The 12,472-nt window shown below is 72.6% G+C and carries 8 protein-coding genes and 1 riboswitch; of the genes, 1 reads left to right on the top strand and 7 read right to left on the bottom strand.

Annotation, left to right across the window (positions count from 1 at the left end; all coding sequences use genetic code 11):
- Nucleotides 1–27 precede the first annotated feature (27 nt).
- The 7 genes from AAW14_RS01780 to AAW14_RS01750 form a co-directional block, all read right to left on the bottom strand.
- Complete coding sequence (locus AAW14_RS01780; RefSeq protein ID WP_265559034.1) at nt 28–843, bottom strand: ABC transporter permease; 816 nt, start codon at nt 841–843, stop codon at nt 28–30.
- The gene (locus AAW14_RS01775) at nt 840–1,784 is read right to left on the bottom strand and encodes an ATP-binding cassette domain-containing protein (RefSeq protein WP_265559032.1); all 945 of its coding nucleotides are present in this window, start codon (nt 1,782–1,784) and stop codon (nt 840–842) included. Before AAW14_RS01775 ends, AAW14_RS01780 begins: the two co-directional genes overlap by 4 nt.
- A 184-nt stretch (nt 1,785–1,968) precedes the next feature.
- Nucleotides 1,969–2,391, bottom strand: coding sequence for a hypothetical protein (locus AAW14_RS39660; protein WP_416223232.1), 423 nt, complete (start codon nt 2,389–2,391; stop codon nt 1,969–1,971).
- Nucleotides 2,392–2,595: 204 nt separating this feature from the next.
- Entirely contained in the window at nt 2,596–3,960 is a 1,365-nt protein-coding gene (locus tag AAW14_RS01765; RefSeq protein WP_265559030.1) for an FAD-dependent oxidoreductase, read from the bottom strand.
- 101 nt (nt 3,961–4,061) lie between these two features.
- Nucleotides 4,062–5,186: a PP2C family protein-serine/threonine phosphatase gene (locus tag AAW14_RS01760; protein ID WP_265559028.1), complete on the bottom strand. Its 1,125-nt coding sequence runs from the start codon at nt 5,184–5,186 to the stop codon at nt 4,062–4,064.
- 267 nt (nt 5,187–5,453) lie between these two features.
- Nucleotides 5,454–7,079 carry an NlpC/P60 family protein gene (locus AAW14_RS01755; protein ID WP_265559026.1) on the bottom strand — a complete coding sequence of 542 codons (1,626 nt, stop codon included), beginning with the start codon at nt 7,077–7,079 and terminating at the stop codon, nt 5,454–5,456.
- A gap of 7 nt (nt 7,080–7,086) precedes the next feature.
- Nucleotides 7,087–7,241: riboswitch (cyclic di-AMP (ydaO/yuaA leader) on the bottom strand.
- Nucleotides 7,242–7,411: 170 nt separating this feature from the next.
- Nucleotides 7,412–11,827: a cation-translocating P-type ATPase gene (locus AAW14_RS01750; RefSeq protein ID WP_265559024.1), complete on the bottom strand. Its 4,416-nt coding sequence runs from the start codon at nt 11,825–11,827 to the stop codon at nt 7,412–7,414.
- 180 nt (nt 11,828–12,007) lie between these two features.
- Here AAW14_RS01750 and AAW14_RS01745 point away from each other — a divergent pair, with 180 nt between their 5' ends.
- Nucleotides 12,008–12,394, top strand: a complete 387-nt coding sequence (locus AAW14_RS01745; protein ID WP_265559022.1) for a hypothetical protein — start codon at nt 12,008–12,010, stop codon at nt 12,392–12,394.
- Nucleotides 12,395–12,472: the final 78 nt, after the last annotated feature.

Raw genomic sequence — 12,472 nt, 5'->3', positions numbered from 1 at the left:
GGGCGGCACTCCGGCCCGGGAGCCGCATCAGGCGTCCCGTCGCTTGAGCGCCACCGCCGCCCCGGCCAGGGCCACCAGGGCATACAGGCAGAACATCGTGAACCCGGTCCATGGCGCCAGCGTATGCGGCTGCTGGTGGATGTGGATGAGGCCCTGCCCCGCCGTGCTCGGCAGGTACTTGTCGATCGCGTCGAACCACGAGGACGGCAGTGCCTCGGCGAGCACCGGAAGCACCAGCAGCACTCCGAAGACCGTGGCGATCCCGCCCGCGGTGTTGCGGATCAGCGCGCCGAACGCCACCCCGAGCAGGCCCACGACCGTGAGGTACAGACCCGCGCCCAGAACCGCGCGCAGCACGCCCGGTGCGCTCAGCGAGGTTCCCAGGTGATGGCCGGACAGCGCGGCCTGCCCCACCAGGAACGCCGTCAGCGAGGCGAGGGTCATCAGCGCCCACGCCACCGCCCCGAACACCAGGGCCTTGGCCCACAGCACGGGAAGACGGCGAGGCACCGCGGACAGGGACGCCCGGATCATTCCGGTCGCGTACTCGCCGGTGATCACGAGGACGCCCAGTACGCCCACCGCCAGCTGGGCCAGGTAGAACCCGCGCAGACTGACCAGTGTCGGATCGAAGTTCAGCCGCTCCTCGGGCGGGAGGTGGGACCACCGGTCGGCGGTGAAATAGCTGAACAGGAAACCGAGGCCGACCATCGCGACAACGGCCGCCAGCAGTGTGAACAGGGTGGACCGCAGTGAGCGCAGCTTGATCCACTCGGAGTGGATCACCCGCAGCTGGGTGACCTGGCCCCGCTCCGCCTCGGGAATCACGGTTGCCGTGGTCATGCTGCACGCCCTTCCCCGCCGGCGGTGACGAGCTGCGCCGCCGGTGCCTGGTACTCCACGGCGTCCCTGGTCAGCTCCATGAACGCCTCCTCCAATGACGCCTGCTGCGGCGTCAGTTCGGCCAGCGCCACACCGTGGTCGGCCGCGATCCGTCCGATGCGGTCACTGGTGAGCCCGGTGACCGAGAGCACGCCCGGCTCCTGCGACGCGATGGACACGTCCGGCCCGGCCAGCAGACCGCGCAGCTTCTCCGCCTCGTCGGTGCGCACGCGCACCACGTCCCCGGCGGCCTGCGCGATGAACTCCGTCACCGACGTGTCGGCGATCAGCCGGCCCCGGCCGATCACGATCAGGTGCTCGGCGGTGAGCGCCATCTCCGACATCAGATGGGAGGACACCAGGACCGTACGCCCCTCGGAGGCGAGTCCCTTCAGCAGGTTGCGGATCCACAGGATGCCCTCGGGGTCCAGGCCGTTGACCGGTTCGTCGAGGATCACGGTCGCCGGGTCGCCCAGCAGGGCGCTGGCGATGCCCAGCCGCTGCCCCATGCCCAGGGAGAAACCGCCGACCCGCTTCTTCGCCACGGCCCGCAGTCCGACCAGGTCGATCACCTCGTTCACCCTGCGGGCGGAGATCCCGTGGGTCGCTGCGAGTGCAAGCAGATGGTTGTGGGCGCTGCGCCCCGTGTGGATGGAGCGCGCCTCCAGCATGGCCCCCACCTCGTGCAGCGGCGCCCGGTGCTCGGCATAGCTCTTGCCGTTGACCACGGCCCGGCCGGAGGTGGGCGCGTCCAGACCGAGGAGCATCCGCATCGTCGTGGACTTGCCGGCTCCGTTCGGCCCGAGGAACCCGGTCACGCTGCCGGGGCGCACGGTGAAACTGAGATCCTCGACGGCGGTGCGCTCCCCGTAGCGTTTGGTGAGGGAATGGGCCTCGATCATGAAATGTCCTTGCAGTGAAGGGAACCGGAGTCGGTACGCGACCGGACGCGCCCCACGCTAGGGCCGGGCCCCGGCCGGATCGACAGCCCAGGGACCGACGTTGCGGGCGTTCGCCCTGCATCTGCGGTCTTAATGGGCGTACAACCGCTGATGTACACACGGCCGTGGGGTCGTGGTGACCGCGTCAGCTCCACGTGGTGGGAAGTGCCCGCGGATCGCGGGTCATGGTCGGTCGGCGCCAGAGGACGCGCCGGGCGGGGACGGCCGGACGCGGCCGGGGCAGGCGGTCGGGGAGCGTGCGCAGGAGGGGCTCGATCTGCGGCCCGGCGAGGACGGCCCCGGTGCGGTAGTGGGGGCCGTTGCCGAACTCCGGATGCGGACGGGGGCCGCGGACCATGCCGATGCGGTCGGGATCGGGGAAGACATCCGGGTCACGGTCGGTGGCCAGACGCGAGGGGCGCAGCCGGTTGTGGTCCGGCCGGCCGGCGAGGGCGAGCGAGCCCGGCGGCGGCCTGAAGTGCGGTGCGAGCCCTCTCAGGTCGCGCGAGATCCACTCCCGTACCGGGGGCGGCTCCGGGCCGGTCAGTGTGGCGGTCTCGTCGGTCATGCCCTCCACCCTCGTACGCCCACGACCGCCTGTCGCGTGGGATTGCTCCGGGCGGAGTGCGCGCCGTCCGGGGGCGCCGGGGTTGGCCGTGACGACCCGAGACCGACCTCGGGCATGCCCATCCGCACGCAACCGGCCCTCCACGCAACGGAGTTCGAACAGGCCGCCCGGCCGCAGCGGAGTCGGCTGCGGCCGGGCGGTCCATCACGCTCCGCTTTCCCTGAGCATGTCCTCACGCTCGACGATCTTCACGCGTTCACGGCCCTGCGGTTCGCCCAGCGCCCTCTCCGCGGCATCGAGGCGGTACCAGCCCTCCCAGGTGGTGAAGCGGATGTTCCGCTCGGCGAGGAAGGCGTCCACGGCTTCGGGCGCGGGGGACTCGGGAGTGTGCAGACGTCCGCTCGCGTGGTCGTCCAGCAGGTTCGCCACCGTCTCGTTGGCATCGCCCTTGGTGTGGCCGATCAGACCCACGGGACCGCGTCGGATCCAGCCCGTCACATACGTGGACTGCAGAGGGGCACCGCCCTCCTCGATGACCCGTCCGCCCCGGTCGGGCACCGTCCCCGACTCGAGGTCCCATGGCAGCTTGGGCAGCCGGTCGGACAGGTAACCCACGGCACGGTAGACCGCGGTGACGTCCCAGTCCCTGAACGTTCCGGTGCCCTTGACATTGCCGGTGCCGTCGAGGGCCGTGCGCTCGGTGCGCAGACCGACGACCCTGCCGTCCTCGCCGAGGATCTCGGCGGGTGACTCGAAGAAGTGCAGAAACAGTTTGTGCGGGCGCTCGCCGACATCCCGGATGGCCCAGTTCTCCAGGGTCTTGGCGACCATGTCCGCCTGCTTGTTGCTCCGCCGGGTCGCGATCGAGCCCTCGTCGTAGTCGATGTCCTCGGGGTCGACGACGACCTCGATGCTGGGGGAGTGGTCCAGCTCCCGCAGCTCCATCGGGCTGAACTTCGCCTGTGCCGGGCCGCGGCGGCCGAAGACATGGACCTCCAGGGCCTTGTTGGCCTTGAGCCCGTCGTGGACGTTCGGCGGAATCTCGGTGGGCAGGAGTTCGTCAGCCGTCTTGGCCAGGATGCGGGCCACGTCGAGCGCCACGTTGCCGACACCGAGGACGGCGACCTTCTGCGCCGTCAGCGGCCAGGTCCGCGGCACGTCCGGGTGCCCGTCGTACCAGGAGACGAAGTCCGCGGCGCCGTAGGACCCCTCGAGCCCGATGCCGGGTATGTCGAGGGCCCGGTCGGCCGTCGCACCCGTGGAGAAGATCACGGCGTCGTAGAAGGTGCGCAGATCGTCCAGGCTGATGTCGGCGGGGTAGTCGACGTTGCCGAACAGACGGATCTGCGGCTTGTCGAGCACCTGGTGCAGGGCCGTGACGATGCCCTTGATCCGTGGGTGATCCGGAGCGACGCCGTAACGGATGAGACCGAACGGAGCGGGCATCCGCTCGAAGAGGTCGATGGACACACCGGGCTCGGCGGCCACTTCGGACTTCAGCAGCGCGTCGGCGGCGTAGATTCCGGCGGGGCCGGCTCCGACAATGGCTACCCGCAGGGGGCGGGGCATGATCAGGTTCCCTTCGAGCGGTGACGGGCTCGAAGGGAACCCTAAACTAAGGCATGCCTTACCTGGTACGCGGGTCCGTTCTATGACCTCATAAGAGTGCTTTATGGCCTGGCTGCTCTGGGGAGTTCGTCGCCCTCCTCCGGCTCCGGGCTGAGCAGCAGCATCGTGACGTCGTCGCGAATGGTGCCACAGTGGTCCACGAGGTCCGCCCACACCTGCTCGGTCGTGACGGCGGGATCCCCGTCGGCGAGCGCCGGGAGCCGGTCGACGAGGGGATAGAACGCGCCGGTGGCGTCCCTGGCCTCCCAGATGCCGTCCGAGGCCATGAACAGCCGGTCGCCGCGGCGGAGCGGACAGACGACCTCGTCGTACATGCCTGACTGGGACAGGCCCAGCCCCAAGGGAGTACCAGGTGTGACCTGGACCTCGGTGGCCTTTCCGTCGTGCAGCAGCAGGGGCGGCGGACTGCCGCAGGCGATGATGCGCACCGTACGGGCGTCGGAGGTGAACTCGAGCAGCACCGCGGTGGCGAACAGTTCGGCCTGGTGCGGGTCCCCCGCGTCCACCAGGAGTCTGCGGTCGAGGCGGGCCGCGACCGACCGCAGGTTCGGCTGGTCGAGCACGGCCTCCCGGAAGGCGCCGAGGAGGGAGGCCACGGTCGACACGGCCGACAGTCCGTGGCCCTGTACGTCGCCCATGACCGCCCGCACACCGGAGGGACCCTCGCGCACGTCGAAGAAGTCGCCGCCGACCAGCGTCCCGCGCTCGGCGGCCTCGTACAGACCGGTGCAGCGCACCGGCCCGACCTTCTTCGGCAGCGGGGGGACGACGGCGTGCTGTGCGGCGTGCGCGGCGGTGCGTTCGAGGTCCAGCTGGGCGTCCCGGCGGCTGCGGACGTACGACACGAACACGCTCAGCGCCGCGACGAAGGTGATGGTGAGCAGGTCGGTGTTGCCGGGATGGTCCAGGTGGAAGGCCCTGGCGTGCTGGGCGGCGATCACCAGGACGCCGAGAAGCGCGGTCGCCGCGGGGCCGTAGGACAGCACGGCCAGCGGGGGGATGGCGCCGAGCAGGAAGCCGATGTCGAGCGGGTGAGGACTCGCCAGGGTGGCGACGCAGATGGCCACCAGCAGTAGGACGGGCAGGATCCGCACCCATCGCGGGGGTGGCGCGCCGCGCAGCCAGCTCCGGTCGTCCCCGTCACGGCGCGCCAGTACGGCAGGCATGCTTCCCACACCCCCACGCTCCTACGCAAACCCGCCGCCCGCACGTCGGCGGCGCTCCCCGTGAGCGCGGCGTATGCGCTGGTGAGGTGTGGGGGAGAGGGCGGTCGGAACGGCGACGAGCATCCACCGGCGCACGCGAGCCGGGCATCACCCACCGGCCGATCGAGGAGACGCTCCCCGACCACTGCGAGGCGTGGTGACGGGAGCGAGGAGCCGACTGCTCTCCGTCCGGCCCGAGGGCCAGGGCGCCGAGCGTCTGCCCATCGCCTACGCAGGCCGTACCGCGCCGTGGACGGCCGCCTTCCCGGCGTAGAAGATCGACTCCTCGCGGATGAACGCCCCCGGGCCGGGCGCGTGGATCATCATGCCGTTGCCGGTACAGACACCGACGTGGCTGGCGGTGTCGTGGAAGAAGACCAGGTCCCCGGGCTGGATGTCGGTCAGCGGGATCGCGGCTCCCACGGTCATCTGATCCTGCGCGGTGCGCGGCAGTACGACTCCCGCGGCTTTCCAGGCGGCCTGGACGAGCGCCGGGGCGTCGTACGAGTCCGGTCCGGTCGCACCCCAGAGGCACGGCCTGCCGATCTGCGCACGGACGAAGGCGAGTGCCTTCGTGGCCTTCCTGTCGTAGCCCGAGTCCGGTGCTCCGCCTACGGCGGTGAAAGCGTCGGTGCCGACGCCAGCGTCGGCGCCGACCAGGGCTTGGCCCCTGACGAGAGCGTCGGCGCCGACCAAAGACTGGGTGCCGAGGAGTGCGTCGGTGCCGGTGAAGGGCTGGGTGCCGAGGAGTGCGTCGGTGCCGGTGAAGGGCTGGGTGCCGAGGAGTGCGTCGGTGCCGGTGAAGGGCTGGGTGCTGACGGAGATATCGGGTCCTGCGAACGGTTGGGCGGTGACGGGGGTATGGGCGCCGGTGAAGGGCTGGGTGCTGACGGGGGTATCGGGTCCGGCGAAGGGCTGGGTGTCGAGGAGTCCTTCGCCGGTGAAGGGCTGGGCGACGACGGGGGCACCGGGTCCGGCGAAGGAGTGGGTGCCGGGTGCCGCGTCAGCGCCGATGTAGAGGTCGGCGGCGGCGAAGGCCTCACGCCCGGCGAACGCGTCGGCGGTGAGGGCAGCAGGCGCGGTGGTGAGGGCATCTGCGGGATCGGGCGCAGGCGAGGCTGCGACCGAAGCTGCGGGGAGGGCGGGAGCCGGCGGAAGCATGGGAGCGCCGACTGCGGAAAGCGCGTCCGGCCGGTCCGTGCCGAGGGTGGCCGTGCCCCATGTGTCTCCGGCCGGCCGGGACTCGATCGCCGCGCGCGACGTGTGGTGCTGTACCGCCTGCCTGGACAACAGCTCACGGGCCGCGGCGAGCTTCCGCTGTTCCTCCTCCTTGGACCGGTTCACTGTGGCCTGCCGCGGCTCGGCCGCCGGGCCCGGCAGGGCCAGGGGGCCCTCCTGCCGTGGCTCCGGCGCGGCAGGCAGGGCGGCGACGGGGCGGGCCGTCAGTTCGGCGACGGGCCCGGCGCTCGCCCCGGTGGACGGTCCGGCGGTCAGTTCCAGCAGGGGTCGGCCGGTGGTTCCCCGCTCTCGGCCCGGCAGGTCGCCTCCCGGCCGCCTCGCCGGGCCCGTCGGCCGGACCCCGGCCGGACCGCCGGGCATTCTGTCGGTGGGAAGCACGGCCGGAACGGTCGGACCAAGCGTCGTACGTGCCGCGTCGAACCACTGCCTGACGACGTTCTCGAGAGCGGGGTCGACGCGTCTGCGCTGCGAGGCGAACACGGGGTTGACGCGCTTACGGGTCCCTGTCGTCATCGCGCGGGTCGCGTTGTAGTTCCCAGTGGCGGTCTCGGCCTGGTCGTAGAGGCTGTGGATCCGCTGCTGGACCTCGTCGCGGCTCGGGCCGTCCGGCGCCATGGGGCCGTACTCCTTCCGTGCTCCGCCTACCGAGTTGGCTGACGGGTTCGGGCGGTACGGAAGGCGTGCCCTACGGTCCTTGCCTTGTCGGGCGGTTGGACCGATTCACCCCGGTTTCGGTTGGGTCCCCGGCTCCGGCTGCGATTGCGGCGCGCCGGACTCGGCGGAGGCCGCGCGACCCGGCGGGGTTCGCCGGAGGGAGTCATGCGGCCTGCCCGCCAACTTAACCAATTTGTGTGCCTCGCGTGAAGGTTGGGATGCGGAATGTCCGATACGTAAGTGTGACCTTCGACTTGGCGTTCCTCGGTGGCGGCGAGTTCGCCTTGGTGTTTCTAGGCGGCGGCGAGTTCGCCCGACGTGGTGACGTCCGGTCGTCGCTCGGGCACCGCGGCCCGGATGCGCTCGATCAGCGCCGGGAGGAACAGCGAACTCGCCGTCGCCGCTGCCGCGCTGGACAGGGCGATGCCCCAGGCGACGGGGCCGAGGGGCGTGCAGCCGAAGAACTGGCTGAGAACCGGCGTCTGGACGACGGCCGCGAGCGCGGCCAGGGATCCCAGGGACGAGCCGACGATCGCTCCGCTGCGGCCCCCGGCCAACAGGGTCTGGCCGAGTTGCGAGCCCACGAGCGCGACCAGGGCGACGGTGCGGGCACGGGCGGCGCGGCCGGTCAACCGGGCGGCGAGCCAGCCGGCCGTGGCGCCGAGGGCGGTGGCGACCGCACGGCACACGGTCTCCTCGGTCAGAGCCGCACCCAGCGAGGCCTCCGGCCCCTCGTGGACCATGCGCTCGGTGGCCTCCGGATGGGGCGGACGCAGAGCCACGGCCATCGCCGGGGCGAGGTCGGTGAACAGGTTGACCAGTAGCAGTTGACGGGCCGTCAGCGGCGAGGTGCCGGTCGTGGCGGCGCCGAGGAGAGTGAAGGCGATCTCGCCCAGGTTTCCCCCGACGAGGATCGCCAGGGCCTGCCGCACGGAGGCCCACATGGCGCGGCCCTCCACGAGCGCGGCGAGCACCGTCTCCAGCCGGTCGTCCGTGACGACGAGGTCGGCCGCGGCGCGCGCCGCCGGTGTGGCCCGCGTACCGAACGCGATGCCGATGTCCGCGAGCCGGATCGCCGGAGCGTCGTTGGCGCCGTCGCCCGTCATCGCGACCGTACGCCCGATGCGTTGGAACGCCTGCACGACGCGCACCTTGTGCACGGGCGTGCTGCGCGCGACGACGCCGACGTCCGGCAGCAGGGCGTCGAGCCGGTGGTCGTCCAGGGCGTCGAGTTCGGAGCCCGTCACCACCCGTCGGCCGTCCAGGACGCCCAGTTCGGCCGCCGTCTTGCCGGCGGTGCCCGGGTGATCCCCGGTGATCATCACGATGTGCACTCCGGCGTCCGCGAGTTGGCGCAGGGCTTCGGCGGCGGTACCGCGCACGGTGTCGGCGAACGCGAGGAAACCGAGGAAGTCGAGCCCTCGGACGGAGTCGTCCGTCAACTCCCCACCCCAGTTCCGGAGTTCGGCGACCGCGAGAATGCGGTGACCTTCCGCTGCCAGCTTCTCCCCGGAGGCGAGGACGTCCGCGCGGCCCCGCTCGTCCAGCGGTCCGCCCTCGAGGGTCGCACAGCGCCCGACGACCTCCTCCGGCGCTCCCTTCACCGACAGGATCCGGGTCCCCTCGGACTCGTCGAGGGCGGCGTGGAAGCCCCGGCTCGGCTCGAACGGCAGGCTGGAGACGCGGCGCCAGCCCGGCGCGCCCGTGCTGCGGCGCACGCCCGCCTCCTCGGCACCGGCGGTGACCGCCTTGTCCGTGGCGTGTTCCAGTCCGTTGCCCCCGTGCGGACGGGGCGTCGCCCGCAACGCGGCGGCGAGCACGGCGCGTTGGTGGTCGCCGAGCGCCCCGAGGGGCCGGCTCTCGCCGTCGGCCGCCACGGCGACGAGGGAGATGCGGCCATGGGTGAGGGTTCCGGTCTTGTCGAAGCACAGGACGTCGGTGCGTCCGGCCGCCTCGATGGTACGGGGGTCCCTGACCAGCGCGCCCCGCGCGGATAGCCTTCTGGCGGCGGCGAGTTGGGCCGCCGAGACCAGGAACGGCAGCCCTTCGGGAACGCTGGCCACCGCCAGCCCCACCCCCGCGCCCACGGTGTCCCGGACCGGGCGCCCGCGCAGCGTTCCGGCCGCCATCACCGCCGCGGCCGAACCGAGGGCCACCGGCAGGGTGCCGCGGGTGATCCGGGCCAGCCTCCGCTCCACGCCCACGGCGGGAGCCGCGCCCCGGCCGACCGCCGCGGCTCGGCTCGCCTCGGTCGCGGTGCCGGTCGCGACCACGACCGCGCGGCCGCGACCGGCGGCGACGGTGGTGCCCTCGTAGACCATGGAGGTACGGTCCCCGAGGTCCGACGCCAGCACCGGTGCGACGTCCTTGACCACCGGGAGCGACTCGCCCGTCAATGCCGACTCGTCCACCTCCAGGTGCTGCGCCTCCAGCAGTCGTGCGTCGGCCGGTACGACGTCACCGGCGCTCAGAACCACCACGTCGCCCACGACCAGGTGCTGGGCGGGGGCGGTGGTCTCGTCGCCGTCCCGCAGCATCCTGGCCATGACGGCCGACTCACGACGCAGCCGAGCCACCGCCCGGTCGGTCCGGTAGCGCTGGAAGCCGCCGACGAACCCGGACAGCGCGGTGACCGCGACGATGACGACTGCGTCCAGGACGGCGCCCACCGACGCGGACATGGCGGCCCCGGCGCCGAGGACGGGCGTGAGGGGGTTGACCATCTCGGCCAGGTAGGCGCGGCCGAGCGACGACGCGGGGGCCCGCCCGCCCTGGGCGGTGGCGCGCGCCCGCGCCTCCTCGACGGTCAGCCCGGTCTCCCTGGTTCCGCTTCGGGCGAGCACGGTGCCCGGGTCCATTGCGTGCCAGGGCTGCCGGGAGGCGCCGGTGACCGGCACGGGGCGCCGCAGCAGCCGTACCGCCGACCAGACTCCCACGGCGGTGCCGAGGGCGGCTGCCGCGTTGAACGCCGTCACACCGCGGGCCGCGGGCCGCCGGGTCCGCCCGGCCAGCGTCGCCGTCGCGCCGACGGCGGCGGACGCCTGAGCGAGCCGCACCCCCCACCGTGCGGCCTCCCGGGCGGTGCGGCATGCGCGTACGACGACGACTGCCGCCGCGGGATCGGAGCCCATGTACAGATGCGCGCCCCACGGGGGAGTTCCCTCCGGGCCCGTGAGCCCCACTCCGACGTCGGCCGCTGCGAGCGCGGACCGGTCCCGTGAGATCAGCAGCACGCCGTCGCCGTCCCGCTGGAGGTCCCGTACGGAATCGAGCGTCCGTTCATCCGGCGGGCGCACGGCGTCGGCCTCGCGTACGGACGGGTCGGCGGTGTGGGTGCCCGCGGTCACGACGGTCAGCCCGGCCGCGTGGGCGGCGGGGACGAAGGCATCGGCGGCGTCGTGCATCTGCGGCACCACGCTGACCACGGCGACCAGTTGCTCACCGCGCGCCAGCCCGAGCACGAGCCGGGCGCCCTCGCGCTGCAGTCGTTCCCGGGCGCGGGTCCCGGTGCGCCCCCGCAGCGACAGGCGCTCGAGGGGCCCCAGCACCCATTCGCCCTCCCTGGACGGCCTTTCGGGCGCGGAACCTTCGAAGAGCCGGTGGGCCCGTGCGGCGAGTTCGCCCGCTGGCGCGTCGCCGTCGAGGGCGATGAGATCCGCAAGGAGATGGGAGCCTGTGGCGAGGGCGTCCGTGTCGAGGAGGACGGTGCTTATACGGTCCAGCCTGCGCAGCGCGTTGGAGTCCGCCACGAGCACGCGCCTGCGTGCCAGCCCCCGGCCGAGGACACAGGCGAAGCCCTCGCGGGCCAGCAGCGGAGCCTTGGGCACTGCGGCGAGTGCCCCGCCGGCGGCCCTGCGGGGGCTGCGGGTGACGAGGAGCGAGCCGGCGAAGCACGCCGCCGCCACGAGGAGCGCCTGATCGGCGTAGCGTTCGACCGGCCCATGCCTCAGCGGCGTCTCGCGAGGCTGCGCCGAGGGCGCCGCGCGGTGCGAGGCGGCCGTGGCGGTGTCGGCGAGGCGCGGCTCGGCCGCGGCCCAGGCGGAGCGCTCCGCATTCGCCTCCAGCACCCGCAGTGCGTGGCGGACACTGTCCACGCCGACCCCGAGGAGCCCGCCGGAGCCCGCCTGTCCGGCCGCCGCCAGCCCGGCGATCAGCGTGCCGGCGTTCTCTGCGCCGACCGCCCACTCCACCAAGGCCCGCAGCCGGGGGTGGGAGTCGACGATCGGCACGAGCGCCGCCACCGCGGAGGGGAGAGGGGTGTGACGCGTCAGTCCGGCCACGGCGGCCACGGGTGCGGCTGCCATGTGCGCGGCCATCGAGAGAGCTGCCCGCTGGACCCGTCCGCCCGAGAGGGGATGGTCGGGCAGCGGTTGCTCGATGCCGTGCGCCTCCTCCACCGTCTCGACCGCCTCGATCAGGGCGTCGACGATGTCCTGCGCGTCGGAGGGGCCCTCGGTGGCGACTACGGCGTGACCGAGGACGGTGTTCACGACGGCCCAGGCCACCCCCGGAACGTCGGCGAGCCGCCGCTCCACGTCCTCGACGAGCTTGGCCGCCGCGGCATGGGCCAGGCCGCCCTCGCCGAGGCCCCGCACGGCTATGTGCGCGCGCCCGTCGAAGTGCCGTATGCGTCGACGCGTGTCGTCCCGCAGCACGGCGGCGGCGCACGACACGACCGCCCCGAGCAGCTCGCGTCCCGGCAGTGCCACAGCGCATCACCCGCTCCCGGCCGCACTCAGCTCCGGGTGCACGAGTAGCCAGAAATCCCTATTTCAACCTGAACACCAGGAGTGCTGGATTTCCCCAGGGGTCACAAGGCGCACGCCGGGCGAAGCGCGCAAGAATTGAAGTGGCACACCACACCCACTCCGTGGAAGGAGGCCAGGGGGATGGTCAAGACAACGGAGACCGCACCGCGGCGGGAAGAGTCCCGACAGCACCCCATGGAGATCCACGCGCACGAAGGCGCGGGCATGCACCTGCACACCCGCACGGTGCACCCGGCGTTGAGGATTCCGTACCTCACCAGGGAAGACGTGACAAGCACAGCCAAAGCGGCGACATCACGGATGCCCGGCATGCCGTCGGCCAAGGACCTCGTTTTCTACGGAGGCCTTGGTGCGATGGCGGCAGCGGGAGCTCTTGAATGGCCGGTGGCCCTGGCCGTCGGCGGAGCCACCTGGCTGTTGCGCGGTGGCAGATCCGGCGAGGGAGGCGCCCGGGCGTCGGCCGGGCACAACGGTGAGGCCCGCGGGCCGGCCAAGAAGAGCGGCTGACGCCGGGCTCAACGGCGCCCGGCGGCGATGATGCTGCCGGGCGGCCGCGCATAAGGCGCTCGGAGCGACGGCCACGCG

This window comes from Streptomyces hygroscopicus (assembly GCF_026168105.1).
In the GTDB taxonomy this organism is placed as follows: domain Bacteria; phylum Actinomycetota; class Actinomycetes; order Streptomycetales; family Streptomycetaceae; genus Streptomyces; species Streptomyces hygroscopicus_D.
This window is presented reverse-complemented; position numbering and strand designations above follow the sequence as displayed.